This window comes from Cupriavidus sp. H18C2 (assembly GCF_049393795.1).
GTDB lineage: Bacteria > Pseudomonadota > Gammaproteobacteria > Burkholderiales > Burkholderiaceae > Cupriavidus > Cupriavidus pauculus_C.
Window position 1 is genome coordinate 745,732 of record NZ_CP186010.1, and the last position, 26,160, is coordinate 771,891.

Below are 26,160 nucleotides of genomic sequence, written 5' to 3' on the forward strand. Positions count from 1 at the left end.
GTGGCTTTTTCGTTTCTGGAGAGGTCATGGACAAGCAGACCTTCAGGCTGGCCGCCGGCCTGACGCAGGCAATGGCCGATCGCTGGCACCCCCATGTCACCGCCGCGTGGGGCGAGTACGGGATCGACTCGCCCGCGCGGCAGGCGGCCTGGCTCGCCCAGATCGGCCACGAGTCGGGCGGCTTCATCTACACGCGCGAGTTGTGGGGGCCGACGCCCGCGCAGCTGCGATACGAAGGCCGCGCCGACCTCGGCAACACGCAGCCGGGCGATGGCAAGCGTTTCATGGGCCGTGGGCTGATCCAGGTCACCGGCCGCGCCAACTACAGAGCGTGCGGCGCGGCGCTGGGCGTGGATCTCGAGGCGGACCCGACGCTGTTGCAGGGCGATGCGCTCGCCGCGCGCTCCGCATGCTGGTTCTGGCAGCGCAAGAACCTGAATGCGCTGGCGGACGCCGGCGACTTTGTAACGCTCACCCGCCGGATCAACGGCGGCACCAACGGCCTGGCCGACCGGCAGCAGCGTTGGGAACGCGCCAAGCGCGCACTGGGAGTCGTGTGATGCAGATCGTCGAGAACTGGAACAAGTTGTGGAAGAGCACCACCGTGCTGCTGTCGGCGCTGCTGGCCATGCTGTCGGCCGCGCAGCTGGTGCTGCCGTCCCTGCAGGCGGTGCTGGAGCCCAAGCTGTTTGCGCAGATCACGCTGGCGCTGGCCGTGCTGATCGGCGCGCTGCGCTACGTCGCCCAGCAGTCCATCAAACCGGACGAACAGCAGCCGACCGACCAACCGTGAACTGCCCGCAGAGCAGCACGCACAACGGAGCCGTGATGGACCTATCTGTGATGACTGTGCCGGGGGGCACGGGCGGGGCGCTGGGCTTCGTGGTGGCCGCGATCGTGGGGGCGCTGTGGTTCATCCGCGGCGCCTGGCGAAAGGACCGGATCGAGGGGGTCCAGAGCCAGGCGCACATCGACATCATCGCGCGGCTCGAGGCGCAGCTTGACCGCGCCAATGAACGGGTGACCTTGGCCGAGCAGCGGGCCGACCTCGCCTACAAGGAACGCAACGATGCCTATCAGGCGATCGGCAGGCTGGAGGCGAAGATTTCCGCGCTCGAGATGCAGATCCAGATGATGCGGGAGAGGTTCGATGGCAAGGCTACGTGATTTGCTGGCGCGCTACCGGGCGCTGCTGGTGCGGCTCGGGCATCTGCTCGAGGCGTTCACCGTGATGATCCTGATGGTCGGCGGCGGGATGGGGGCAGGGTACGCGCTCTGCCAGTGGCAGTTCCGCGACCTGATGGCGCAGCAGCGGGACGACCATCAGGCTGAGATCGGGCGGCTGCAGGGCGTCTACTCCAAGACGCTGGAGGTGCTGACACCTAACGTTGCCGCGGCCGCCGGCGCGGCCGCCAAGGCGGCGGAGGCGTCGGAGGAAGCAGCGAAATCCGTGAAGCGCGCGGTCCGACCGGCTACCGCGCCGGCGTCCACCGCTCCGCGCCCCCTCACCGAGGCGGAGCGGCAGGACGTGAACCGCGACATCGAGGCGGCGAACCGGAAGGTGAGGGAGGCCCGGAAATGAGGATCCTGTTGCTCTGCCTGTTGCTGGCCGGCTGCGCCGCGGCCGAGCTGCCTGCCGCGCCGGCGCATCAGTCGCGCCACTGCGACACCCTGCCCACCCTGAAGCCCGGCGCCACGCGCGCCGACATGCTCGAACACATCCGCGTGACGGCGGATCTCTACGCGCGCTGCGCGGCAACGCCATGACCAACTTGTCCCAAGTCCTGCGGGAGACCGCGCCGGGCATGCTTTCTTTCTGGTGCCCTGGCTGTAAGGACACCCATTCCATCCTCCACGGTGAGGGCGCCGGCCCGCGCTGGGGCTGGAACGGCAATGCAGAGCGCCCGACGTTCACGCCCAGCGTGCTGGTGCGCAGCGGTCACTACGTGCCGGGCCACGAGAACGGTTCGTGCTGGTGCACCTACTACCAGGAGAACCCGGACGAGCCGCGCGACTTTGCCTGTGGCATCTGCCACACCTTCGTGACCGATGGCCACATCCAGTTTCTGTCCGACTGCACGCATGAGCTGGCCGGCCAGACGGTTCCGATGGTCGCTTTTCCGGAGGGCAGAGCGTGCTGATGCTGCTCAAGACGTTGCCTTGGCGCGCGATCGGCGCCGCGCTGGTGGCCGCAGCCATCTTCTCCGCCGGCTGGGTGGCCAACGGCTGGCGCAAGGACGCCGAGATCGACCGGATGAAGACGGCCAGCGCTCAGGCCGACCTCGCTGGCGCCAACAAGGCGATCGAGGACCTGGGCGCGGCCAGCCAAACCATCCGGTCCAAGGCCGACGAGTTCAACGCCAGCCAGGCCACGCTGGCCGTCAAGGTCGATCAGGCCGTGAAGGAATTTCGAAATGCGAAGAAGCCTCTGCCTGTGGATTGCCGCCCTGACGATTTCCGGGTGCGCAAGCTGTCCGACGCCGTCGACGCGGCCAAGCAAGCCGCCGCCGCTCGATAGTGCGCTGGCCGCGCCGTGCCGGATCCCGGACGCGCCGGCGGCCGCCGACTATGACGCCTGGCAGGAATGGGTGATGGGGGACGTGCTGAAGGCGATGGGCGAATGCGCGGCCAAGCACCGGAAGACAGTCGAGGCGTGGCCTCGGTAGCCGAAAAGAACGGCGAGGCGTGCGGGGCGCCGCCTTGCCGCGTGAACGCTGTGGGCTCTTTCAGCAGCGAGCCCTTGTTATCGGCGGCATGCTTCCGATTTGTAGGCAGGGGCCGAAAAAAAGCCACGGCCGGGGTGGGTCGTGGCTGAATGCAAAGGTTGCCGATCGCTCGGCAGCCAGAGAATGTCACGGGCCGACTCCAGTGTGAATCCCCCGAACGGGTCAACGACCCTCGGGGTGCTCGACGGGCCCCAATTCGGGAATTCAGGATGACTACGCCGACCAGCTCAAGGTAGCGGGGATGGCCTGCGAGCGTTCCTACGATGCCGTGGTAACGCTTGCTCCATGAACTTTTCGCGTTTGGACGCAGAAAACCCCGCACATGGCGGGGTGGAGGTAGGGTGATAGAACCTAGTGGGGGGGCTAGTGTTCCTTGTCCTTGATGCTTCGAGGGTCGTTGCCAGGGGCAATAGTGTCCTTGCTCCTGATGCGACCGTTCTCCCCCTTGGTCGTCAGTTCTCCACCACCCTGATTCGAGAGCATTTTCCGCGCTGATTGCTCCGCAGCGCGTTGAGTTTCGTGAACGCTCCCGGGGCGACTGGCGTCATTGCGCTTGTTCGCCCATGATCCATCGTCGCGGCGAAAGACCGTTCTGCCGTTTCCGTTTTTCATTTTTCCCTCATGGAAGAATGTGTTGGAAGCACGCCTCTCAATCGAGAGGCGTGGAATCGACGTTACTGTTTCGGCTGTTTGTTTCGCAGCACGATACGGAACGGCTTGCCGTCGGGGCGGCGGATGACTCGGCCCTTAACGGTAATGGTCATCCGGTAGATAACCTGTTCGGAATCGCTGGTTTGCATAGCGTTTCTCCAGTGAGACGAGGGCAGTTGTGAAAAACCCGCGACACAGCATGGAGAAGCTGCTGTGCTACACTGAAAGTGCTTGTCCAGTGCGCGAATTGGGAAGAGGCCACTCTCGAACCCCCCTTCGCCAGCGGTCCATCGGTGTTGGAAGCACCTTTGGACCGTTTTCCTTTTCAGATGATGGACGTCAGGTACGCCAGTTCATGTTGGTAGCGGATTACCGACTGATTGACCTGGAGGCGCTTTCCTTCAACAGTGTGGAATTTGCCCACTTTCAGTTGGGAAATGGGGATACTCTGTGCGCCGCTGATCCGGCCGGCTGAAACGAAATCGTCCGTGATTGCAAATGAATCGCTCGGATCCCCGTCGAAGAGCTTTGCGTGTTTCTCTGCCAGCTTCATTGCGCGCTGAATATACATCTGAGATGCGCCATCCAGCACAGACTTCGTTGCGCTGCGAGCGCCTGCCATCGTCATCACGATGGCAGCAACGCGTGGGGATGCGAGGCCGCCAGCGCGCTCGTTCCACATCATAAAATCTTTGCCCGGATTCGACAGCATATCCAGAGTCAACGACAGAGACTCGATCGAGTGCTCGTCAACACGTACCGGAATTATGATCGCCTCAGATGCGCACCATGCGAGATGCGTTCCGCCAGCATAGAAGGGGCTAGTGTCCAGGAGAATCGTGTCGCAATTTTTATCCTGACGCTCCTCTTCTAAGACCGTGCTCAGTGCGTGGAGTAGGCTGCGAACTGCGTTCGCATTGTTGCGGGCATTTGCGATTTGCAGTTGTTGATACAGCGTGCTCGGGAACGCGAACATTTCAGGGTCGCCGGGGACAAAATATGCCGGGCGTCCCCCTTTGAAAGCGTCGCAATACTTGCTGATGCGATACGAAATATCGCTAAGATGGCTACCGAAAGCCTCACCAAGGATCTTTGGCTGCAAAGCCTGAAAGACGGTAACCTCCTGCTCCACGCCGCGCATCAAGCTTTCGGTGAGATTTCGTTGGGGACACAGATCGCCCACTAGAACCGAAACTTCCCTCGACATTTCGTATGCCAAGTTGAACGACAAAGTTGACTTGCCGACTCCGCCTCGCAGGGTAGAAACCGAGTAGGAACGATACCGGGGCTTCTTATCAAGCTTGAAGCCTTCCTCGACCACCTTCGCGTAAGTTTCAAAAATCTTATGTGCATCGGACATATCAATCTCCTGTTCGACGCAACGATAACTACAAATCTCTGCAGGTGCAAGAGAAATCTGCAGGAGTCAGGAAAAACTGCAGGAGTGGTTGCGTACTGCAGGTGTGCCATCACCAGCAATTTCTCGGTCGAGTCGGCCAGCATGGGCACATCACCATGCGGCACCCTCCGAAACTCGACGACCCAGACCCACGGGTCCTTATCCCATGCGCCCGCACCGTTGATGCTGTCCCACTGCGGGGTACGAGGCGCTAGGAGAGAACGTGCCATCTGCGTCCGCCTGCCCGTAAAGACTCGAGAAACCGTGCGGCGTTTTCTCGACGCCCTCGGCGATCGCATCGGCTTCGCTGCAGTTGTTCAGCCGCTCGACGCGTACGCCGGTGATCTCCAGGAGGATGCGCGCGAGATTGCGCGGCATGTGAATGCTCGGCTTCCACGTGATAGCGTCCGCGGGCGGGATGTTCTCGAAGCCGGGCGGCACGCATCCGGGGTAGTCGGCGCGGTAGACGGTGGGGCCCGGGTCCAGGACGGCAGGCTGGGCCCACGTCTCGCGTACCCACAGGCGGTCACCGGGCTGTCCGTACGGGCATAGCGCCAGATCGCCGCAGTCTTTGATGAAATGGTAGCGGTGGCGCTCGTTCATGACGCGACGCGTCTGCGTCTTCCGGCCGTCGAGAATGGCACGTACCATGGCGCCGGAAAACAAAATCGGGAGTTCACGCATGGATTGCATCCTGAAGTGGGTCGAAGCTCATCCGGCATTGGCCGGCTGGGTCCAGGCGGTGGCATCGGTGATTGCCATCTGGTGGGCAGGGCACACGAGCGTCAGGCTGCAGAGGGCAGACCGTCAGCATTCCCGCAAGACGCTTGGGGAGGCGGTTCAGAAAATCGCAGAAGCCGCCCAAGACACGGTTGCGCACGTCATCGAAGAAATCCCAGATCGCCAAGCCGTATGCGACATTGCTCAAGGCAAAAAGCACTTCGATCAACAGATCCTCACGCAGATTGATGGGGCCGTATCGACAATCCCCTTGCACGAGCTGAACACGGCAAACCTCGTGACGTTTGTCATCATGCTGGGCTCGCTGACTCGTCAACTGAGGGAACAGGTCGAAGCGGCGTTGAAGCTTCATAGCAGCATGGACGCTGCGCAGTTCGATGCCTTCTTCAAGGCGCTGAAAAAGATGCATGAAGCCGTCGATGAGATTCGAGGCAAGATCGCCAGGGAGGTGAAGAACGTTTGCTGACATCAAGCGGACTCCGACTGCTGTGCCACAGTCAGCGCAATGGCCACCGGCCGCACCCACACCGGCGTCGACGACAGCATGAACGTCTCGCCCGTCTCGGCAAGCATCAACGTGGTGCCCATCACCTCCGCAATGGCCACGGCCGCCTCCGGCGGCACGGCATTGCCGAGGCGCTCGCGCCAGGCCTCATCGCTCAGGCCGTCCAACTCCAGGTAATCCTCCGGCTCGATTAGCGACTGCAGCGCGGCCAATTCCAACGTGGTGAACGGGTGGTGCCACGTGCCGTCGAGCGCCCGGATGATCGCCACGACCTTCTCGTTGGCGGCCGGCAACCGCGGGTCGGCCACCGACCATCGGCCGTTGTCGTGGCCAGCAGCTGCCGACACCGCTCCGCTGGGCTGATCCCAGCCGACCACGCCGTAGTGGCCGCCCGTCAGGTAGTTGTCGCCGCGCTCGCGACGCATGCCCGGGCGCGGATCCGCCACAGCGAAGGCCCCCTGACCCGTGGTACTGCCGGCGATCACCGTGCCGGTCGCCTCGTTCCAGGGCGTCATCGCGTACTTGCCGAACGTTGGGCCGTCGCGGCGCGGGTCGGCAACGCATTGGCCGGTGCCGTGGGCGCTGGTGACGGCGCCGGCCGCGTCGGACCATGGCACGATCCGGTATTCATTGTTGTGCTTGGCCGGGCCGGCGTGCCGCGGGTCCGCCACGCTGAAGGTGCCTTGGCCGGGCGACTTCACGCCGATGATGGCGCCGGACGGCTCCCCCCAGCGCGGCACGCCGTATTGCTGGTACTGGGCGGCTTCGGCCGGGCCGCGTGGGTCAGCGACCGAGAACGCGCCGTTCATCGGCAGGGACTCGCCGGCCACGGTACCGGCCGGCTCGTGCCAGTCCACCACGCCCAGATGGCCACCGCGGCGATCGGGCAGGATCAGATAGTCACGCAGGTGCCCGTCCTGCACGGCCAGCTTGTTCAGGCTGCGCCAGTCGCTGCCGGCCTCGACGAAGGCCAGCCGCACCCACGTCTTCCGCTGCAGGGCCGGGACGCGATGCATCGGCCCACCGGCGGCGTCGCCAGGCAGGGGCATCCGGCCCCAGCACGGTGCCGGCGCCCTGCAGGCGCCGCACGGGCGGCTCGTACAGGAAGGCCGGCACCTTTGCGATGTGCCGCGCGACCAGCAAGAAGCGCTTCCGGCTTTGCGCCAGCCCGCCGATGACGCCGCAGTCGTGCGTCGTCTCGTTCACGGCGTAGCCGTAGTGCGGCAGGATCTGGCCGATCTGGTCTAGAAGGTGCCGGCCGCGCGTGGCCAGCCGTGGCACGTTCTCGAAGACGATCAGCTCGACCGGGTCATCCTTCCAGGCCTCACACATCAGCCAGACGCAGCGCAGCGTCAGCTAGTTGAGGGCCTGGTACTTGGGGGTGCGGCTCAACGTCTCGGACAGCAGGCCGGATGCGCCCTTGCACGGGCTGCTGATGAACACGCAGTGCGGGTGCTGGTGGCCCGCTGCACGCACGATGTCGTTGGGCGTGGCCTCGCGCCAGCCCGCCGGCGGCTCGGCGCCGTGGAAGGCGGTGTACTGCTCCCGGGTGAACAGGTCCATGACCCGTGCACGGAACGCCCACCAGCGTCTCGAAGTCGCGCGCGGCGGCGGGTCGTTGTCGATGCCGCCGATGCACTTCCACGTGCCGATCATGTTGCCGACGCGGGAGACGGTCTTCTTGAAGCCCTTGGCGCCGCCGCCCAGGCCGCAGCAGAAACCGAAGCTGTTCTACTCGCGGCGGATCATTGGCCGACCTCCGCCATGAACTCGGCCTTCGTGATCCGCTCGCCCTCGTAGAATATGACTCCGGACGTCAGCCGCTCGGCCATTCGCGTCCGTGAGCGGCGACGGCGCGGGCAATAGCCCGGTCGTACCGGCCATTTTCCGCACCATCTGCGGCGATCGCGGTCATCTCCGCCGCGCGCTATGCGCTGAGTGCCGGCATCAATGACTTCCCTGCGGCAAAGCGTCCAGGTTACGCAGTCCGCTAGTTGTCCCCGCAATGACGGCGGTTGCCGCATTCAGCGTCGAAGAGGGGCGGTGTAGGGGATGTCAGAGTCCAGCAGGACCGCCAGCACGGCGGTGCCATCCTTGGGCGCTCGATTGGCTGCCACGCCTAGGCCTGCGCAGCGGGTGCCGGCCTTGGTGCGGCTTCGGACAGAGGCGAGTGCTTCGGCTTTCTCGGGGCTGCGACAGCGCGCTCGCAGGTCGGCATGCCCAGCACGTTGATGGCGCAATCTAGCTGCCGACCATGGAGCCAGTAGTTGATCCTCTATCTCCGCCCATCGCCAGAGCGCCGGTCGTGGCCAGAATTGCTCTTTCCATGACCCAACCTTCGTGTCCAGTTGCCAGGTTTGCCGTGAACGCCCTCGCCGGGTGCGCGAGGCGCGCTGATCCTACGCCGCTGTGCCTGCCTTTAGGCAGTCCAAATAGTCAGCCCAGCGCTGCATGAGCTGGCGCCGCTGATCGATCCACTGCGTGCGGTTGTAAGCGCGGCCCAAGCTGTCGCGCACCTCATGGGAAAGCTGCAGCTCGACGATCTCCGCTGGCACGCCAAGGACTTCTACAGCCAAGGTTCGTGCAGTAGCCCGCCATCCGTGGGGCAGGGCAGTGTCCGAGTCGAACCCCATGCGCTTGAACGCGGCGCTGAGAGCCATATCACTCATTGGGCGCTGCGGTCCTCGCAGGCTCGGCAAAGCGTATTTGCCGCGACCGGTCAATGCATGCAGGTCGCGCAGGATGGCAATGGCCTGGGTTGATAGCGGCACCAGGTGGTCCGGGCCAAATTCCTTGCCGGCTCTCTTACGCTTCATGCGAGATGCGGGGACCGTCCACAGGGCAGCCTCAAGGTCAAACTCCACCCACTCGGCTTGGCGAAGTTCTCCTGGGCGCTGAAAGAGAAGAGGTGCCAGGCGCAGCGCAGCCGTTACGACTGCGGTGCCTTCATATGCCTCGATCGCGCGGAGGAGGGCGCCGATCTGTTTGGGATCGGTGACCGCGGCATGGTGTTTTACCTTCGGCGGGGGGAGAGCGCCGCGTAGATCTGCCGTGACGTCCCTGCGAGCTCGACCTGTGGCCACTGCATAGCGCATGACTTGCCCAATCAGGACGCGTACGCGGTGAGCTGTTTCAATCGTGCCCTTGCGTTCGATGCGCTGCAGGATGTCCAGAATTTCTGGTGGCTCGATATCGATGATAGGGCGGCCGCCGGCCCAGGGAAACACGTGGCCCTCCAGGCGTCGGAGGTTTCGCTTGGCATGCGACTCCGAGAGGTCGGGCGAAAACTTAGCGTGCCATTCCCTAGCGATCGCCTCAAAAGAATTCTCGGCGTTAAGTCGCAGCGTTCGTTTTTCGGCCTGCTTTGCCGCGCCGGGATCCACTCCGTCGGCAAGCAACTTTTTAGCCGCGTCTCTCTTTGCTCGGGCGTCTTTCAGGGAAACAGTCGGGTAGACGCCAAGGGCGAGGACCTTCTCTTTGCCGGCGAACCGGTACTTGAGGCGCCAGTATTTGGCCCCGCTTGGTTTGACTTCCAAGTACATCCCCCCACCGTCCGCAAGGCGAAACTGCTTCTCGGTAGGCTGGGTCTTCCGAACTTCGACGTCTGTCAGTGGCATGTTGCCTCGTCCGCGGTTGGGGGTATCGAAGGGCGGGGGTACCTCAGATACCCCTAAGCATACCCCCAAGTACCCCCGAATTCTCGCGAACGATTATAAACGACGGCGAAAAGAAAAAACCCGCGAGGCCTTGAGCCATCGCGGGTTAGCGGACATTTACGAATGCCTGCGAGGTATTTGTTGGTGGAGCCGGCGGGAATCGAACCCGCGTCCGCAAGCCCTCCACAGAGAGTTCTACATACTTAGTTCTGTCATTTGATTTAACCGCACCATCGCGGACGAACACGCTCTGTTACGGCGAGTCACTTGGTTTTCGTCCCCGCAGTCGTGACACCGACGGGGCTTATCTGACGTAAATGACCTCGCTGGTTCTTGCGAACCCTAGCCCGTCAGCGAGCCAGTGCGAGGACGGCGGCCCTTAGGCTGCCAGTGCGTAACGTTCGTCGTTAGCAGTTATTGCATTCCCATTGATTAACGAGGTGACGGGTCCTCGGTATGCCCTCCACTGCTTTGCAACCCACGTCGAAACCAGGTCGGCCCCAAGTGCGTAGTCAAACGCGAAAGAAAACGGATTGTACCCGGTTTCGACGCCGCTGGCGCGCCGGGGTTCCCTGACCTGAACTGGGGGCTCAGGCCAGCAATGCAAGCAGTTCCGAGGGGTGATGGATCAGGTAGTCGGCGCCCCAGGTATCGGGCGGCTCGGCGTCGCCGCAGTAGCCGTAGGCCGCCGATACCGTGGCCATGCCGGCGGCCTTGCCGGCCTGGATGTCGCGCAGGTCGTCGCCGACGTACAGGCAGCGCCCGGGCGCCACGCCGCTCAGTTCGGCCGCATGGAGCAGCGGCGCAGGGTGGGGCTTGGCGTGCGGCGTGGTGTCGCCGCTGACCACCGCGGCGGCGCGCGGCGCCAGGCCGATGGCGGCGACCAGCGGCACCGTGAACCGGGCGATCTTGTTCGTGACGATGCCCCATGGCACGCCGGCCGCCTCCAGCTTCGCCAGCACGTCGTCCATGCCGTCGAACAGCCGCGTATGCACGGCGATATCGGCCTCGTAGTAGTTCAGGAACGTATCGCGCAGGGCCGGGAATTCGGGGTCCTCGGGCCGCTTGCCGAACGCCGCGCCAATCAGCCCGCGGGCGCCGTGCGATGCCACGGGGCGCAGCTTCTCGTAGGCAACCGGCGCCATGCCGTGCTCGACGACGAGCCGGTTGGCGGCTGCTGCCAGGTCGGGGGCCGTGTCGGCCAGCGTGCCATCGAGGTCAAAGAAAACCGCGTCGAACTTCGCCATCGTCAAGCCACCTTCCGGAACGCCATCATGTAGTTGACGTCGGTGTCGCGGCTCAGCGAATAGATCTGCGTCAAAGGGTTGTAGGTCATGCCGCGCATCTCGACCAGGTCCAGCCGCGCGTTGCGGGCAAAGCGGGCCATTTCGGAAGGCGTGATGAACTTGTCGTAGTCATGCGTGCCGCGCGGCAGCATGTTGAGCATGTATTCCGCGCCGACGATGGCCAGCAGGTACGCCTTCAGGTTGCGGTTGATCGTCGAGAAGAACACGTAGCCGCCGGGTTTGACCAGCGTCGTGCAGGCGCGGACGATCGACTGCGGGTCCGGCACGTGCTCGAGCATTTCCATGCAGGTCACCACGTCCACGCTGGCCGGCGCGCGCGCGGCCAGGTCTTCCACGGCGATTTCCTCGTAGGTGACGGCCACGCCCGATTCCAGGCTGTGCAGGTCGGCCACCTTCAGCGCCTTGGTGGACAGGTCGATGCCCCGCACCGTCGCGCCCAGGCGCGCCATGCTTTCGGACAGGATGCCGCCGCCGCAGCCGACGTCAATCACCTGCTTGCCGGCCAGCCGCGCGATGCCGTCGATCCAACCCAGCCGCAGCGGGTTCAGGTCGTGCAGCGGCTTGAATTCGCTGTTCGGGTCCCACCAGCGGTGCGCCAGTTCGCTGAACTTGTCGATCTCTTTGGGATCGGCGTTGCGGCCCGTAGGGGCGGGAGAGGTCAGGGAGGTGGAAAGCGACATCGTATGCGCCGGTCTTCGCGGCGGGTCGTATGAGAAGGCTGCGGCAACTGTACCAAAAAAACCGGCCCGCGCCGAATGCGGCCGCCCGCCCGGCGGCTGGTGACGGGCGAAAAAAAAGCCCAGCTTGCGCTGGGCTTTTCTGCATCGGAGAGGATCCGATTAACGTGCGCTGCGGGTGCCGACCACTTCGACTTCCACGCGGCGGTTCGGCTGCTGGCAGGCGATCTGCGCGGTGCGGTTGCCCTTGCACGACTTCGGATCGACCTTCAGCTGGCGCTTGCCCTTGCCTTCGGTGTACACACGGTTGGCTTCGACGCCCTTGCTCACCAGGTAAGCCTTGACCGATTCAGCACGACGGATCGACAGGCGATCGTTGTACTTGTCCGAACCGAACGAGTCGGTGTGGCCAACGGCGATGATGACTTCCAGCGTGATGCCTTGCAGCTTCGAGACCAGGTCGTCCAGCTTGGCCTTGCCTTCGGGCTTCAGAACAGCCTTGTCGAAGTCGAACAGGGTGTCAGCTGCGAAAGTGACCTTCTCGCTCGAGACAACCGGCGGAGCAACCGGAGTCGGTGCCGGAGCCGGTGCAGCGGCCGGAGCCAGTGCGCCATCGCACAGGGCGTTTGCCGTTGCCGGGGTCCAGGAGCTGTCGCGCCAGCAGAGCTCGTTCGTGCCATTCTTCCACACGTACTCGCTCGTACCGTTGCCCCAGTTATCGTTCACGGCCTTCTTTTCGTAGGGGACGGACTGGGCTTGAGCGGATGCAGCCATTACTGCGGTAGCTGCAACGAGCGCGAGCTTGGCAAATTTTTTCATATTTCTCCTCTCAGGATGAGATCACCGCAGGGTTACTGCGAGCAAATGGACGAAAACAAGTCATACATTCTTCGGAGTATAACATTCTCGATGTGGTGGATGCTCCACTTCGAACAATGTCTGGCTCTTCGCTGGGGAATTGTGCCACAAGGCTCGTTTCCTAAGAAGTAAATATATTCGATTCAACCACGTGGTTTTGGGCCTGTGGTGTTTGTGCAACATCGCTCTTGCGGTGCCTGCAAACCCTTGTCCTGTATGGGTTGCAGGGCGTCGGGGGGTGGCGCGCCGCGCGTCGGGCGGGCCCCGCAGGGGGGCGGTTCGGACGGGGGCGGAGAGGGGTTCCGCGCGTGTTAGAATGCCATGTTCGCCCGTCGCCGGCAGGGGCCTTCCCGCGCCGCCGGATGCCGGGCTATTTGCTTAAACCCGCCGCATAAACCACGCCGCAATGGATCAATTCGCCAAAGAAACTCTTCCGGTCTCGCTGGAAGAGGAAATGCGCCGTTCATACCTCGATTACGCGATGAGCGTGATCGTGGGGCGCGCGCTGCCCGATGTCCGGGACGGCCTGAAGCCGGTGCACCGGCGCGTGCTCTTTGCGATGCATGAGCTGAACAACGACTGGAACCGGGCCTACAAGAAATCGGCCCGTATCGTCGGTGATGTGATTGGTAAGTACCACCCGCACGGCGATACGGCCGTGTACGTCACCATCGTCCGCATGGCGCAGAACTTCTCGCTGCGTTATATGCTGGTCGACGGCCAGGGTAACTTCGGCTCGGTGGACGGGGATAACGCCGCGGCGATGCGTTATACCGAAATCCGCCTGGCGAAGATCGCCCATGAAATGCTTCACGATATCGACAAGGAAACTGTCGATTTCGAACCGAACTATGACGGTTCGGAGAAAGAGCCGGGTATTTTGCCGGCGCGTATTCCGAATTTGCTGATCAATGGTTCGTCGGGTATTGCCGTGGGTATGGCCACGAATATCCCGCCGCATAACCTCAATGAAGTCGTCGACGCCTGCCTGCATCTGCTTGGTAATCCCGAGGCGACGGTCGACGAGCTGATCGAACTGGTGCCGGCGCCCGATTTTCCGACCGCCGGCATTATCTATGGCATCCAGGGTGTGCGCGAGGGCTACCGCACCGGCCGCGGCCGGGTGGTCATGCGCGCGCGCACGCACTTCGAGGATATCGACCGCGGCCAGCGCCAGGCGATCATCGTCGACGAACTGCCGTACCAGGTGAACAAGCGGACGCTGCTGGAGCGGATCGCGGAGCTGGTCACTGAGAAGAAGATCGAGGGCATCTCGGACATCCGCGACGAATCTGACAAGTCAGGTATGCGCGTGGTGATCGAGCTGAAGCGCAACGAGGTGCCCGAGGTTGTGCTGAACAACCTATATAAGAACACCCAGCTGCAGGACACGTTCGGCATGAACATGGTGGCGCTGGTCGACGGCCAGCCGCGCCTGCTGAACCTGAAGCAGATGCTGGACGCCTTCCTGTCGCATCGCCGCGAAGTGGTGACGCGCCGCACGGTGTTCGAACTGCGCAAGGCCCGCGAGCGCGGCCACGTGCTGGAAGGCCTGGCCGTGGCGCTGGCCAACATCGACGAGTTCATCGCGATCATCAAGGCCGCGCCGACGCCGCCGCTGGCCAAGCAGGAACTGATGGCCAAGCCGTGGGATTCGGGCCTGGTCCGCGAGATGCTGTCGCGTGCCGAAAGCGACACCGCGGGCGGCCGTGCGTCTTACCGTCCCGATGGCCTGCCGGCGGTGTTCGGCATGCAGCCGGATGGCCTGTACCGGCTGTCGGACGGGCAGGCGCAGGAAATCCTGCAAATGCGACTCCAGCGCCTCACGGGGCTGGAGCAGGACAAGATCGTGCAGGAGTACCGCGAGGTCATGGGCCTGATCGCGGACCTGCTGGACATCCTGGCGCGCCCGGAGCGCATCACGACGATCATCACCGAGGAACTGGGCGCCATCCGCGCCGAGTTTGGCGACGCCCGCCGCTCGCAGATCGAACTGAACGCCACCGAGCTCGACATGGAGGACCTGATCACCCCGCAGGACATGGTGGTCACGCTGTCCCACTCGGGCTACATGAAGAGCCAGCCGATTTCCGAGTACCGTGCGCAGAAGCGTGGCGGCCGCGGCAAGCTGGCCACGGCGACCAAGGAAGACGACTGGATCGACACGCTGTTCGTGGCCAACACCCACGACTACATCCTGTGCTTCTCGAACCGCGGCCGGCTGTACTGGCTGAAGGTCTACGAGGTGCCGCAGGGCTCGCGCAACTCGCGCGGCCGGCCGATCGTCAACATGTTCCCGCTGGCCGACGGCGAGAAGATCAATGTGATCCTGCCGGTGCGCCAGTTCGACGCCGAGCATTTCGTGTTCATGGCCACCGCGCGCGGCACGGTCAAGAAGACGGTGCTGACCGATTTCTCGAACCCGCGCAAGGCCGGCATCATCGCCGTGGACCTGGACGAGGGCGACTTCCTGATCGGTGCCGCCATCACCGACGGCCAGCATGACGTGATGCTGTTCTCGGACGCCGGCAAGGCCGTGCGGTTCGACGAGAACGACGTGCGTCCGATGGGCCGTCAAGCCCGCGGCGTGCGCGGCATGAACCTCGACGAAGGGCAGGCCGTCATCGCCATGCTCGTGGCGCCGGCAGAGACTGCCGATGCTGAAACTGCCGACGGCGTGCCGGCCATCGGCAGCGTGCTGACCGCCACCGAGAATGGCTACGGCAAGCGCACGCCGATCTCGGAATACACTCGACATGGCCGCGGCACCAAGGGCATGATTGCGATCCAGACGAGCGAGCGCAACGGCCGCGTGGTGGCCGCCGCCCTGGTGTCGCCCGAGGACGAGATCATGCTGATCACCACGGGCGGCGTGCTGATCCGCACCCGCGTGGCGGAAATCCGCGAGATGGGCCGCGCCACCCAGGGCGTGACGCTGATCAACGTGGACGAAGGCACCAAGCTGTCGGGGCTGCAGCGCATCGTCGAGAGCGATGCCGACAGCAACGGCAACGGCGAGGACGACGAGCTGGCCCAGGACGCCGCGAGTGACGCCGCCACGGGCAGCGATACCGGCGCGGGCGCCACCGACGCGGACGCCAATTCGTAAATTGTTGCAACAACGGGACGACGGCCGGAACTCGCCAGACGGCCGTTCGGACTAAACCGGACGTATTTACCAGGGAGTCATGATGCTCAAAACCTATCGACGTATCGCTGTTCTGGCTGCTTTCGCTCCGATGATGATGCTGGCGCAAGGTGCGCACGCTCAGGAAGACAAGGACAAGACCGCGGCCATCAAGGAGCTGCTGTCCGTCATGCAGGCCGACCAGGCCGTCAAGGGTCAGGCCGAGAACTGGCAGCAGGGCGCCAAGCAGGAAGCGCCGCTGGTGCTGGAGCAGGTCCTGGTCGAGAACAAGACGATGGACGACAAGAAGAAGCAGGCCGCCGTCGAGAAGCTCAAGAAGAACGGCGCCGTGCAGCGCATGGTGGACGGCGCGGGCACCGCGTTCAACACCGACGGCTTCCGCCAGGACGCGATCAAGGCGCACTACGATGCCTTCGGCAAGTACTACACGACGCAGGAAATCAAGGACCTGACCACGTTCCTGAAGTCGCCGACGGGCCAGAAGTTCATGCAGAACCAGGGCAAGGCCACGCAGGAAATCTGGGGCTCGATGATGCAGAAGTACGGTCCGCAGGTTGGCAAGTCGATGCGCGACGCCGCCGAGAAGGAAATCGCCGCCGCCGCGAAGTGATCGACGGCTGGCCTCTCCGGGCCCTGGCACGGAGAGGCCGACCCGCCCGGGTCCGCGCCGGACGCCCTGGTGTCCAAGGGGCGCGGGTTTTGGGCGATAATGGCTGCCTGGTGCAATCCGGCAGCCATTTTTCTTTTCCCCCTCCATGAACGATCCCCAGAATCCCGCCCTCGACGGCCTGCAACGATCGCTGGCCGAGCGCGTCTTCAATTTCTCGCCGGGCCCGGCCGCGCTGCCGACCGAAGTCCTGCAGCAGGCCGCCGCGGAAATGCTGTCGTGGCGGGGCACCGGGGTGTCGGTGATGGAGATGAGTCACCGCAGCAAGGAATTCGAAAGCATCCACCAGCAGGCGCTGGCGGACCTGCGCGAACTGCTGCACGTGCCGAAGAATTTCCGCATCCTGTTCCTGCAGGGTGGCGCCATCGGCGAGAACGGCATCGTGCCGCTGAACCTGGCGAATCGCGTCGATGCGTCGCGGCCGAAGACCGATTTCGTGGTCACCGGCACGTGGTCGGTCAAGACCGAGCAGGAAGCGCGCCGCTATGGCGAAGTCAACATCGCCGCGTCCAGCAAGGACCAGAAGTGGCACAAGATTCCCGATGCCAGCACCTGGAAGCTGTCCGACGACGCGGCCTACGTGCACCTGTGCACGAACGAGACCATCGTCGGCGTGGAGTTCCAGGAGATTCCGGACATCGGCCAGACCGGCACCCATGACAAGGGCCGCATCGTCGTGGCCGACGCGTCGAGCCACATCCTTTCGCGCCCGATCGACTGGTCGCGCGTGCAGGTGGTCTACGGCGGCGCGCAGAAGAACATCGGTCCGGCCGGCGTGACGATCGTCATCGTGCGCGAAGACCTGATCGGCTTTGCCCACCCGCTCTGCCCGTCGGCGTTCAACTGGCGCCTGGTGGACGAGCACGACTCGATGTACAACACCCCACCCACCTACGCGATCTACGTGGCGGGGCTGGTGTTCCAGTGGCTCAAGGCCCAGGGCGGCGTGGCCGCGATCGAGCAGCGCAACATCGCCAAGGCGCGCGCGCTGTACGACTTCCTGGACCAGAGCGACTTCTACCGCAACGAAATCGATCCCGGCAGCCGCTCGCGCATGAACGTACCGTTCTTCCTGCGCGACGAATCGCGCAACGAAGCGTTCCTGACCCAGGCGCGCGCGAACGGCCTGGTACAGCTCAAGGGCCACAAGTCCGTGGGCGGCATGCGCGCCAGCATCTACAACGCGATGCCACTCGAAGGTGTGACCGCGCTGATTGAATTCATGCGCGAATTCGAGCGCACCGCCGCCTGATGGCGGTGCTTTCTGCCGGGCGCGCGCCACGCGGGTCCGGCAACAGCCCAGACTTTCCGAGGCCGTGCCATGCGCGGCCCATAGGCCTATGACAGAGCAAGACAAGTCCGGCGCGCAGGCCCCGGACACCGACAACGCCGCCCCGAGCCCGCAGGAGCAGGCCCTCTCGGCAGACCTGGCGCCGCTGCGCGACCAGATCGACGCCGTGGACCGCGAACTGCTGGCGCTGCTGAACCGCCGCGCCCAGCTTGCGCTGGACGTGGGCGAGGTCAAGAAGAAGTACGGCGCGCCGGTGTTCCGCCCCGAGCGCGAGCTGCAGGTGATCCGCAAGGTGCAGGGCGCCAATCCGGGCCCGCTGCTGGGCGAGAGCGTCGCGTCGATCTGGCGCGAGGTGATGTCGGCCTGCCGCGGCCTGGAGAAGCCGCTGGAGATCGCGTTCCTGGGCCCGGCCGGCACGTTTTCCGAGCAGGCGCTGTATGCCCACTTCGGGCATGAGGTCCACGGGGTGCCGGTGCCGAGCATCGACGAGGTCTTCCGCGCCGTGGAAGCCGGCACGGTCGAATATGGCGTGGTGCCCGTGGAGAATTCCACCGAGGGCGCCGTGTCGCGCACGCTGGACCTGTTCCTGCAGACGTCGCTGAAGATCAGCGGCGAGATTGCGCTGAAGGTGCATCACAACCTGATGGCGTCGTCGCCGGACATGCAGGGCGTGACCGTGGTGCGCGCCCATGCGCAGGCGCTGGCGCAGTGCCAGCACTGGCTCACGGCCAACTACCCGCACCTGGAGCGCCAGGCGGTGTCCAGCAACGCCGAAGCGGCCCGCATGGCGAGCCTGGACCCCACCGTAGCCGCCATCGCCGGCGAGACCGCCGCCAACCGCTACCACCTGCACATCGTCCGCGCCAATATCCAGGACGATCCGCACAACCGCACGCGCTTTGCCGTGATCGGCCGCTATGAGACGGAGCCGTCGGGCAGCGACCAGACGTCGATGATCCTGTCGGTGCCGAACAAGGCCGGCGCGGTCTACCAGTTGCTGGCCCCGCTGGCCGAGAACGGCGTGTCGATGTGCCGCTTCGAATCGCGCCCGGCCCGCAGCGGTGCCTGGGAGTACTACTTCTACGTCGACGTGGAGGGCCACCAGCACGAGCCGGCCGTGGCGCGCGCGATCCAGACGCTGCGCGCCAACGCCGCGTACCTGAAGGTGCTCGGGTCCTACCCGTCCAGCAAGTAAGCCCGGCAGCAAGGAGACACCATGGCACAGCAGGACAACGCCCACGTGGCGGACTACTTCGGGCCGACCTACGTCCGCAAGATTTCGCCGTACATCGCAGGAAAGCCAATTTCGGAAGTCGCGCGCGAATTCGGGCTCGACGAGGCGCGCATCGTCAAGCTGGCCTCGAACGAGAATCCGCTCGGGATGCCGGCATCGGCGCAGAAGGCCATCGCGGCCGCCGCCGGCGACCTGGGACGCTACCCGGACAGCAACGGCTTCGCGCTGAAGGCCGCGCTTTCGGAAAAGTACGATGTCCCGGCCGAGTGGCTGACCCTGGGCAACGGCAGCAACGACATCCTGGAACTGGCCGCGCACGCGCTGGTGCGGGCCGGTGAGTCGATCGTCTATGCCGAGTATTCGTTCGCCGTCTACGCGCTGGCGACCCAGGAAGTGGGCGCGCGGGCCATCGAGGTCAAGTCGCGCGACTACGGCCATGACCTGGACGCGATGGCCGCGGCGATAGCGCCGGACACCAAGCTCGTCTTCATCGCCAATCCGAACAATCCGACCGGGACCTTCGTCACGGCCGACCAGATCGCGGCGTTTCTGGCGAAAGTGCCACCCCACGTGGTGGTCGTGCTCGACGAGGCGTACAACGAGTACCTCGACCCGGACCAGCAGTACGAGTCGTTGGCGTGGGTGCGGCAGTATCCGAACCTGATGGTGTCGCGCACGTTCTCGAAGGCGTACGGGCTGGCCGGTCTGCGCGTGGGCTATGGCGTGGCGCAGCCGCCGCTGACCGACCTGCTGAACCGCGTGCGCCAGCCGTTCAACGTGAACAGCCTGGCGCAGGCCGCGGCCGTGGCGGCGCTGGGCGACGCCGGCTTCCTGCGTGAGAGCGCCGAGCTGAACCGCGCCGGCAAGGCGCAGCTGGTGGCGGCGTTCGAGCGCATGGGGCTGGAATACGTGAAGTCGTCCGGCAACTTCGTCATGGTGCGCGTGGGCACCGACGACGGCGCCGGGGCGCGGGTCAACCTGGCCATGCTGAAACAGGGCGTGATCGTGCGGCCCGTGGCCAACTATGGCCTGCCGCAGTGGCTGCGCATAACCATTGGACTGCCTGACGAGAGCGCCGCGTGCATCGCCGCGCTCGAACAGGCGCTGAAGTGAATTCGAGGCGACCGGAAGCCGTGACCGCTCTGCATTTTTCCCGTGTTGTGATTGTTGGCGTCGGCCTGATTGGCGGATCGCTGGCGTTGTCGCTCAAGCGTGCCGGCGTGGTGGGCACCGTGGTGGGCGTGGGCCGCTCCGGCGCGTCGCTGGACAAGGCGCTGGCGCTGGGCGTGATCGACGAAGCGGCCACGTCGCTGGCCGAGGCCGCGCGCGGCGCCAGCCTGATCGTGCTGTGCGCGCCCGTGGCCCAGAACTTCGCGCTGCTGCACGCGCTGGAGCCGCACCTGCAGCCGGGCACCATCGTGACCGATGCCGGCAGCACCAAGTCCGACGTGATCATGGCCGCCAAGACCGCGCTGGGCGACAAGGTGGCCCAGTTCGTGCCGGCCCATCCCATCGCCGGGCGCGAGCAGCATGGCGTGGAGGCGGCGCTGAACGACCTCTACCGCGAAAAGAAGGTGGTGATGTGCCCGCTGCAGGAAAACAGCCGCGCTGATGTGGCCGCGGTGCGGGCCATGTGGGAAGCGGCCGGCGCCGATGTGCACGTGATGTCCGCCGTGCAGCACGACGCCGTGTTCGCATCGGTCAGCCACCTGCCGCACGTGCTGTCGTTCGCGCTGGTGGCGCAGGTCGCCAATGCCGAGGACGCCGCGCTGAAGCTGGGCTTTGCCGGCGGTGGGTTCCGCGATTTCACGCGCATTGCCGCGTCGTCGCCCGAGATGTGGCGCGATATCTGCCTGGCCAACAGGGAGGCGCTGCTGCGCGAGATCGGCACGTACGAGGCGATGCTGGCCCACCTGAAGGCGCAGATCAAGTCCGGCGACGGTGCCGCGCTGGAGCGGGTGTTCCAGCGCGCCAGCGAGACGCGCCAGAAGTGGGGCGTGGCCAGTGCCGGCGCCCATAACATCGAACCGTGAAGCGCGTCGCCCCAGGGCGGCGGCTCAAGCAGCCAAGACCATGGAACATCTGACCCTCGGCCCCCTGACCCGCGCATCGGGCACGGTCCGCCTGCCCGGCTCCAAGAGCATCTCCAACCGCGTGCTGCTGCTGGCCGCGCTGGCACAGGGCGAAACGCGCGTGCGCGACCTGTTGGATTCGGACGACACGCGCGTGATGCTCGACGCGCTCAAGGTGCTGGGCGTGGCCTGGCGCCGCGAGGGTGGCGACTGCATCGTGACCGGCGTGGGTGGGAATTTTGCGAACAAGGCGGCCGACCTGTTCATGGGCAACGCGGGCACCGCGATCCGCCCGCTGACCGCCGCGCTGGCGCTGCAGGGCGGCACCTACGCGGTGAGCGGCGTGCCGCGCATGCACGAGCGGCCCATCGGCGATCTCGTCGACGGCCTGCTGCAGGTGGGCGCGGCGATCGACTACCTTGGCACGCCCGGCTATCCGCCGCTGCGCATTCGCCCGGCCGACATCCAGATCGACGCGCCGATCCGCGTGCGCGGCGATGTGTCCAGCCAGTTCCTGACCGCGCTGCTGATGACGCTGCCGATGGCGGCGGCGCCGTCCGGGCGCATCGAGATCGAGGTGGTGGGCGAGCTGATTTCCAAGCCGTACATCGACATCACGCTGAACCTGCTGGCGCGCTTCGGCATCGAGGTGGAGCGCCACGGCTGGGAGCGCTTTGTGCTGCCGGCCCGGGCGCAATACCGGTCGCCGGGCGAGATCTACGTCGAGGGCGACGCGTCCACCGCGTCGTACTTCCTGGCCGCCGGTGCCATCGGCGGCGGGCCGGTGCGGGTGGAGGGCGTGGGGCTGTCGAGCATCCAGGGCGACGTGCGGTTTGCCGACGCGCTGAACCGGATGGGCGCCAACGTGATGGCCGGCGACAACTGGATCGAGGTGCGCGGCACCGAGCGTGACGACGGCCGCCTCAACGGCATCGAACTCGATTGCAACCACATTCCCGATGCGGCGATGACGCTGGCGGTGGCGGCGCTGTTCGCCGAAGGCCCGACCACGCTGACCAACATCGCAAGCTGGCGCGTGAAGGAAACCGACCGCATCGCCGCCATGGCCGCCGAGTTGCGCAAGCTCGGGGCCGGGGTGGAAGAGGGCGCCGACTACCTGAAGGTGACGCCGCCGGCATCTGTCGACGCATGGCGGACGCCGGCCGACGGCATCGGCACCTATGATGATCACCGGATGGCCATGTGCTTCTCGCTGGCCGCGTTCGGCCCGCTGCCGGTGCGGATCAACGATCCGGGCTGCGTGGCAAAGACGTTCCCGGAGTACTTCTCGGTATTTGCCGGGGTAGCGCGGTAAGCGCTCGCTCCGGTTCAATGGCGGGTGTCAGGCGGCAGCCAGCCGGTGGCGGGCCAGCGCGGCGGACGCATGGCGCGGCGTGCCGCCGTCCGCGCGGCGCGCCCTGCGTTCCCAGTATCGGTCGAAGAAATAGTGCGCCACCGTGTTGACGGCCGGCTCGATGAACGTGATGGCACCGCTGATGGCCAGGCTGCCGGTCAGCGCGTAGGTCACGCTGAACGCGATGCCCAGGTGCATGATGCCGAAGGTCAGGGTCTTGGCCATGATCGTTTGCCTCGCATGAAAGTCGGAATGGTTGCGCAGCGTCTTGTGGGGACCGGGAGCGTTGCTGCCACGCAACCATGGATCGAATGATAACGATTCTCAATTAAGAACGAAAATCAATAGTTTCTAGCATATCAATTAAGAATGACTATCATCGATGTCATCACGATAGATGGGCCAACCGCATCGGGCAAGGGCACCGTCGCCCACAAGGTGGCGGACGCGCTGGGCTTCCATCTGCTCGACAGCGGCGCGCTCTATCGCCTGGTGGCCCTGGCCAGTGACCGCGCCGGCGTGGACGTCGCCGACGTCGACACCCTGGCCCGCATCGCCCTGCGGCTGGACGTGAAGTTCGGCCCGGACCGCGTCTGGCTGGAAGGCGAGGAGGTCAGCCAGCTGATCCGCCAGGAGGCCATCGGCAACCGGGCCTCGGCGCTGGCCGTGCACCAGCCGGTGCGTGATGCGCTGACCGCACTTCAGCGCGGCTTTCGCAAGCTGCCTGGGCTGGTGGCCGACGGGCGCGACATGGGCACCGTGATCTTCCCGGAGGCCCGCCTGAAGGTGTTCCTGACCGCGAGTGTCGAGGCGCGCGCGCGGAGGCGCTATAAACAATTGATTGATAAGGGAATTTCTGCTAATATCGAAGACCTTTTGCGTGACCTCGAGGCGCGCGACGCGCGGGATCGTTCCCGTGCCGCCGCGCCACTGCGTCCCGCGGAAGACGCGCAACGCCTGGACACCTCCGAAATGACGGTGGACGAGGCGGTGGCGCAGGTGCTGGAGTGGTTCGCCGCGGTGCGGTGATTCAAACCACGAGGCACCGCCTGGGCCCGTGCCGGAACCCAACCCGTCCGGTTCGGGTGATCAACCTGACCCCGCTGCGTGAGGCAGACTGTGCGCGACCGTCGCGCCGGCCAACGTACTGCGGATTGCAAACCTACGTTTATGTCCGACCTGCAAACCAACGAATCCTTTGCCGCACTGTTCGAGGAATCGATCGCCCGCTCCAACATGAAGGCTGGCGAAGTGATTTCCGCTGAAGTCGTGCGCATCGACCACAATTTCGTGGTCGTCAACGCCGGCCTCAAGTCCGAAGCCTTTGTGCCGGTGGAGGAGTTCCTGAACGACCAGGGCGAACTCGAAGTGCAGGCCGGCGACTACGTCTCCGTGGCCATCGACGCGCTCGAGAACGGCTATGGCGACACCATCCTGTCCCGTGACAAGGCCAAGCGCCTGGCATCGTGGCTGAACCTCGAGAAGGCGCTGGAAGACGGCGAGATCATCTCGGGTACCGTGACCGGCAAGGTCAAGGGCGGCCTGACCGTCATGGTCAATGGCATCCGCGCCTTCCTGCCCGGTTCGCTCGTCGACGTGCGTCCGATCAAGGACACCACGCCGTACGAAGGCAAGACCCTCGAATTCAAGGTCATCAAGCTCGACCGCAAGCGCAACAACGTCGTGCTGTCGCGCCGTGCCGTGGTGGAAGCCACGCTGGGCGAAGAGCGCCAGAAGCTGATGGAAACGCTGAAGGAAGGCGCGATCGTCAACGGTATCGTCAAGAACATCACCGACTACGGCGCGTTCGTGGACCTGGGTGGTATCGACGGCCTGCTGCACATCACCGACCTGGCATGGCGCCGTGTCCGCCACCCGAGCGAAGTGCTGTCGGTTGGCCAGGAAATCACCGCCAAGATCCTGAAGTTCGACCAGGAAAAGAACCGCGTCTCGCTGGGCGTGAAGCAACTGGGCGAAGATCCGTGGGTGGGCATCTCGCGCCGCTACCCGCAAGGCACCCGCCTGTTCGGCAAGGTCACGAACCTGACCGACTACGGCGCGTTCGTCGAGATCGAAGCGGGTATCGAAGGCCTGGTCCACGTGTCGGAAATGGACTGGACCAACAAGAACGTGGCCCCGTCGAAGGTTGTCCAACTGGGCGACGAAGTCGAGGTCATGGTCCTGGATATCGACGAAGACAAGCGTCGTATCAGCCTGGGCATGAAGCAGTGCAAGGCCAACCCGTGGGACGATTTCAGCCGCAACCACAAGAAGGGCGACAAGCTGTCGGGCCAGATCAAGTCGATCACCGATTTCGGCGTGTTCATCGGCCTGCCGGGCGGCATCGACGGCCTGGTGCACCTGTCGGACCTGTCGTGGCAAGAGTCGGGCGAAGAAGCCGTGCGCAAGTACAAGAAGGGCGACGAAGTGGAAGCTGTCGTCCTGGGCATCGACGTCGACAAGGAACGCATCTCGCTGGGCATCAAGCAACTGTCGGGCGATCCGTTCAACAACTTCATCTCGGCCAACGACAAGGGCTCGCTCGTCAACGGTACGATCAAGGCCGTTGACGCCAAGGGCGCCGTGGTGCAGCTGGCTGACGACGTGGAAGGCTACCTGCGTGCCTCGGAAATCTCCGCGGACCGCGTGGAAGACGCCCGCAACGTGCTGAAGGAAGGCGAGCAGATCACCGCCCTGGTGGTGAACGTCGACCGCAAGTCGCGCAACATCAACCTGTCGATCAAGGCCAAGGACTCCGCAGAGCAGCAGGAAGCGATGCAGAAGTTCCAGGCTGACACCGGCGCGGCTGGCACGACCAACCTCGGTGCACTGCTGAAGGCCAAGCTGGGCCAGGACAACCAGTAATATAGAGCGCCGCGCACTCAAGCGAGACCGCCCATGACCAAGTCCGAGCTCGTCGAAAAACTGGCTGCCCGCTTTCCGCAGTTGCTGCTGCGGGATGCGGACATCTCGGTGAAAACGATCCTCGACGCGATGTCCGAAGCCCTGGCCGATGGCCATCGCATCGAGATCCGCGGGTTCGGCAGCTTTGGTCTGAACCGGCGGCCCCCTCGCGTGGGGCGCAACCCCAAGTCCGGCGAACGGGTGCTGGTCCCTGAAAAACGGGTGCCGCACTTCAAGGCGGGCAAGGAATTGCGCGAGCGGGTGGACCGTCCGGCATCGCCGCCGTCCGGCATCGTGGCCGTCAATGGCCAGGTGTCGCACGGCAAGGCCGGGCAGTCGCTGGCGCCCTCGCAGTCGGCTTCGGCCGGGCTGCACGAGGATGGCCAGCTCAATCTGGTTCGCTCGTAACGCGGCTCTTGCATCACTGGCAAGTCTTCAGGAAAGCGCTCCCCCGGGAGCGCTTTTTCTTTGGGCGTTTCCGCGCGCGGGCGCCCGGGTGCGCGGGAGCCGGCGCAGCGATGCGACCAATCGTTACCGTTTCCGAGAAGTGATTCCGCTACAATGCCGGGAATCTTGGCCGGGCAACGCCCGACGCGCCCCCGCGTGACCGGGTAAGCACTCACGTTCCGATGACCTTCCTCGCATGAAACTCGTCACCTGGATCTTCCGTATCGTCCTGTTCGTGCTGCTGTTCGTGCTGGCGCTGCGCAACACTGGCGACGCCGATCTGCAACTGTTCTTCGGCGCCGTCTGGCATGCCCCGCTGATCCTGATCCTGCTGGCGGCCTTTGGGCTCGGCATCGTGGCCGCGCTGGCCTCGGTGGCGCCGGGGCTGATGCGGCAGCGCATGGAGGCAGCCCGCCTGCGCCGCGCGCTGGGCGAGGTGCGGGCCGCGGCAGCCCCCGTGGATGCCGTGCCGCCCGAGGCCAAGCCGGGCGTACCTTATAACGTAGTCGGTCCGAAAGTCTGA

The 26,160-nt window shown here is 64.9% G+C and carries 28 protein-coding genes, 1 other RNA gene and 1 pseudogene; 19 read left to right on the top strand and 11 right to left on the bottom strand.

What is annotated here, in order from left to right:
• Nucleotides 1–26: 26 nt before the first annotated feature.
• The 7 genes from EPAKOI_RS03515 to EPAKOI_RS03545 are packed head-to-tail and all read left to right on the top strand — an operon-like array spanning nt 27 to nt 2,518.
• On the top strand, nt 27–560 hold the full coding sequence (locus tag EPAKOI_RS03515) for a glycoside hydrolase family 19 protein (RefSeq protein ID WP_423192991.1): 534 nt from the start codon (nt 27–29) through the stop codon (nt 558–560).
• The gene (locus EPAKOI_RS03520) at nt 560–793 is read left to right on the top strand and encodes a hypothetical protein (RefSeq protein WP_423192992.1); all 234 of its coding nucleotides are present in this window, start codon (nt 560–562) and stop codon (nt 791–793) included. Before EPAKOI_RS03515 ends, EPAKOI_RS03520 begins: the two co-directional genes overlap by 1 nt.
• A gap of 35 nt (nt 794–828) precedes the next feature.
• Nucleotides 829–1,167, top strand: coding sequence for a hypothetical protein (locus EPAKOI_RS03525; RefSeq protein ID WP_423192993.1), 339 nt, complete (start codon nt 829–831; stop codon nt 1,165–1,167).
• Nucleotides 1,151–1,582 carry a hypothetical protein gene (locus tag EPAKOI_RS03530; protein WP_423192994.1) on the top strand — a complete coding sequence of 144 codons (432 nt, stop codon included), beginning with the start codon at nt 1,151–1,153 and terminating at the stop codon, nt 1,580–1,582. Before EPAKOI_RS03525 ends, EPAKOI_RS03530 begins: the two co-directional genes overlap by 17 nt.
• Nucleotides 1,579–1,767 (top strand): hypothetical protein, encoded by a 189-nt coding sequence (locus tag EPAKOI_RS03535; protein WP_423192995.1) that lies wholly within the window; start codon nt 1,579–1,581, stop codon nt 1,765–1,767. Before EPAKOI_RS03530 ends, EPAKOI_RS03535 begins: the two co-directional genes overlap by 4 nt.
• Nucleotides 1,764–2,141, top strand: a complete 378-nt coding sequence (locus tag EPAKOI_RS03540; protein ID WP_423192996.1) for a DUF6527 family protein — start codon at nt 1,764–1,766, stop codon at nt 2,139–2,141. Before EPAKOI_RS03535 ends, EPAKOI_RS03540 begins: the two co-directional genes overlap by 4 nt.
• On the top strand, nt 2,141–2,518 hold the full coding sequence (locus EPAKOI_RS03545; protein ID WP_423193478.1) for a hypothetical protein: 378 nt from the start codon (nt 2,141–2,143) through the stop codon (nt 2,516–2,518). Before EPAKOI_RS03540 ends, EPAKOI_RS03545 begins: the two co-directional genes overlap by 1 nt.
• Before the next feature lie 571 nt (nt 2,519–3,089).
• Here EPAKOI_RS03545 and EPAKOI_RS03550 read toward each other — a convergent pair.
• The 4 genes from EPAKOI_RS03550 to EPAKOI_RS03565 form a co-directional block, all read right to left on the bottom strand.
• Complete coding sequence (locus EPAKOI_RS03550; RefSeq protein ID WP_423192997.1) at nt 3,090–3,338, bottom strand: DUF2188 domain-containing protein; 249 nt, start codon at nt 3,336–3,338, stop codon at nt 3,090–3,092.
• Nucleotides 3,339–3,400: 62 nt separating this feature from the next.
• Nucleotides 3,401–3,526: a hypothetical protein gene (locus EPAKOI_RS03555; protein WP_423192998.1), complete on the bottom strand. Its 126-nt coding sequence runs from the start codon at nt 3,524–3,526 to the stop codon at nt 3,401–3,403.
• 176 nt (nt 3,527–3,702) lie between these two features.
• Complete coding sequence (locus EPAKOI_RS03560) at nt 3,703–4,737, bottom strand: ParA family protein (protein ID WP_423192999.1); 1,035 nt, start codon at nt 4,735–4,737, stop codon at nt 3,703–3,705.
• A gap of 198 nt (nt 4,738–4,935) precedes the next feature.
• Nucleotides 4,936–5,460: a hypothetical protein gene (locus tag EPAKOI_RS03565; protein ID WP_423193000.1), complete on the bottom strand. Its 525-nt coding sequence runs from the start codon at nt 5,458–5,460 to the stop codon at nt 4,936–4,938.
• On the opposite strand from EPAKOI_RS03565, the gene EPAKOI_RS03570 reads away from it, so the two are divergent.
• Entirely contained in the window at nt 5,459–5,983 is a 525-nt protein-coding gene (locus EPAKOI_RS03570; RefSeq protein ID WP_423193001.1) for a hypothetical protein, read from the top strand. The genes EPAKOI_RS03565 and EPAKOI_RS03570 overlap by 2 nt on opposite strands.
• Before the next feature lie 2 nt (nt 5,984–5,985).
• Here EPAKOI_RS03570 and EPAKOI_RS03575 read toward each other — a convergent pair.
• The 6 genes and pseudogenes from EPAKOI_RS03575 to ompA all read right to left on the bottom strand — a co-directional run bounded on the left by EPAKOI_RS03575 (nt 5,986) and on the right by ompA (nt 12,481).
• Nucleotides 5,986–7,729 (bottom strand): annotated as a pseudogene (locus EPAKOI_RS03575) (DNA cytosine methyltransferase).
• A gap of 692 nt (nt 7,730–8,421) precedes the next feature.
• Nucleotides 8,422–9,639 (bottom strand): tyrosine-type recombinase/integrase, encoded by a 1,218-nt coding sequence (locus EPAKOI_RS03580; RefSeq protein ID WP_423193002.1) that lies wholly within the window; start codon nt 9,637–9,639, stop codon nt 8,422–8,424.
• Nucleotides 9,640–9,820: 181 nt separating this feature from the next.
• Nucleotides 9,821–10,180: a transfer-messenger RNA gene (gene ssrA / locus EPAKOI_RS03585) on the bottom strand.
• A gap of 88 nt (nt 10,181–10,268) precedes the next feature.
• On the bottom strand, nt 10,269–10,925 hold the full coding sequence (gene gph, locus EPAKOI_RS03590; RefSeq protein ID WP_124682199.1) for a phosphoglycolate phosphatase: 657 nt from the start codon (nt 10,923–10,925) through the stop codon (nt 10,269–10,271).
• A gap of 2 nt (nt 10,926–10,927) precedes the next feature.
• Complete coding sequence (ubiG, locus tag EPAKOI_RS03595; RefSeq protein WP_124682198.1) at nt 10,928–11,665, bottom strand: bifunctional 2-polyprenyl-6-hydroxyphenol methylase/3-demethylubiquinol 3-O-methyltransferase UbiG; 738 nt, start codon at nt 11,663–11,665, stop codon at nt 10,928–10,930.
• 159 nt (nt 11,666–11,824) lie between these two features.
• Nucleotides 11,825–12,481 carry an outer membrane protein OmpA gene (ompA, locus tag EPAKOI_RS03600; RefSeq protein ID WP_066739225.1) on the bottom strand — a complete coding sequence of 219 codons (657 nt, stop codon included), beginning with the start codon at nt 12,479–12,481 and terminating at the stop codon, nt 11,825–11,827.
• Between the two features lie 445 nt (nt 12,482–12,926).
• On the opposite strand from ompA, the gene gyrA reads away from it, so the two are divergent.
• The 7 genes from gyrA (at nt 12,927) to aroA (ending at nt 22,247) form a co-directional block, all read left to right on the top strand.
• Nucleotides 12,927–15,629 carry a DNA gyrase subunit A gene (gyrA, locus tag EPAKOI_RS03605; protein WP_423193003.1) on the top strand — a complete coding sequence of 901 codons (2,703 nt, stop codon included), beginning with the start codon at nt 12,927–12,929 and terminating at the stop codon, nt 15,627–15,629.
• An 82-nt stretch (nt 15,630–15,711) separates the two neighbouring features.
• Nucleotides 15,712–16,278 carry a DUF2059 domain-containing protein gene (locus EPAKOI_RS03610; protein ID WP_124682196.1) on the top strand — a complete coding sequence of 189 codons (567 nt, stop codon included), beginning with the start codon at nt 15,712–15,714 and terminating at the stop codon, nt 16,276–16,278.
• Nucleotides 16,279–16,423: 145 nt separating this feature from the next.
• A complete protein-coding gene (serC, locus tag EPAKOI_RS03615) occupies nt 16,424–17,587 on the top strand; it encodes a 3-phosphoserine/phosphohydroxythreonine transaminase (RefSeq protein ID WP_313835590.1) in 1,164 nt (387 codons plus the stop codon).
• Nucleotides 17,588–17,675: 88 nt separating this feature from the next.
• On the top strand, nt 17,676–18,821 hold the full coding sequence (gene pheA / locus EPAKOI_RS03620; protein WP_124682194.1) for a prephenate dehydratase: 1,146 nt from the start codon (nt 17,676–17,678) through the stop codon (nt 18,819–18,821).
• Between the two features lie 21 nt (nt 18,822–18,842).
• The gene (hisC, locus tag EPAKOI_RS03625) at nt 18,843–19,973 is read left to right on the top strand and encodes a histidinol-phosphate transaminase (protein WP_423193004.1); all 1,131 of its coding nucleotides are present in this window, start codon (nt 18,843–18,845) and stop codon (nt 19,971–19,973) included.
• A gap of 20 nt (nt 19,974–19,993) precedes the next feature.
• A complete protein-coding gene (locus tag EPAKOI_RS03630; RefSeq protein ID WP_124682193.1) occupies nt 19,994–20,893 on the top strand; it encodes a prephenate dehydrogenase in 900 nt (299 codons plus the stop codon).
• A gap of 40 nt (nt 20,894–20,933) precedes the next feature.
• Nucleotides 20,934–22,247, top strand: a complete 1,314-nt coding sequence (gene aroA / locus EPAKOI_RS03635) for a 3-phosphoshikimate 1-carboxyvinyltransferase (RefSeq protein ID WP_423193005.1) — start codon at nt 20,934–20,936, stop codon at nt 22,245–22,247.
• A gap of 27 nt (nt 22,248–22,274) precedes the next feature.
• Here the strand turns inward: aroA and EPAKOI_RS03640 are convergent, their stop codons facing one another.
• Entirely contained in the window at nt 22,275–22,511 is a 237-nt protein-coding gene (locus tag EPAKOI_RS03640; protein ID WP_253699936.1) for a DUF2061 domain-containing protein, read from the bottom strand.
• Between the two features lie 144 nt (nt 22,512–22,655).
• Between EPAKOI_RS03640 and cmk the strand changes: the two genes are divergently transcribed.
• The 4 genes from cmk (at nt 22,656) to EPAKOI_RS03660 (ending at nt 26,160) form a co-directional block, all read left to right on the top strand.
• Nucleotides 22,656–23,315: a (d)CMP kinase gene (gene cmk, locus EPAKOI_RS03645; RefSeq protein ID WP_124682191.1), complete on the top strand. Its 660-nt coding sequence runs from the start codon at nt 22,656–22,658 to the stop codon at nt 23,313–23,315.
• A 90-nt stretch (nt 23,316–23,405) separates the two neighbouring features.
• Nucleotides 23,406–25,151 carry a 30S ribosomal protein S1 gene (rpsA, locus tag EPAKOI_RS03650; protein WP_313835873.1) on the top strand — a complete coding sequence of 582 codons (1,746 nt, stop codon included), beginning with the start codon at nt 23,406–23,408 and terminating at the stop codon, nt 25,149–25,151.
• Between the two features lie 33 nt (nt 25,152–25,184).
• Nucleotides 25,185–25,598, top strand: coding sequence for an integration host factor subunit beta (locus tag EPAKOI_RS03655; RefSeq protein ID WP_124682189.1), 414 nt, complete (start codon nt 25,185–25,187; stop codon nt 25,596–25,598).
• A 235-nt stretch (nt 25,599–25,833) separates the two neighbouring features.
• A complete protein-coding gene (locus tag EPAKOI_RS03660; RefSeq protein ID WP_124682188.1) occupies nt 25,834–26,160 on the top strand; it encodes a lipopolysaccharide assembly protein LapA domain-containing protein in 327 nt (108 codons plus the stop codon).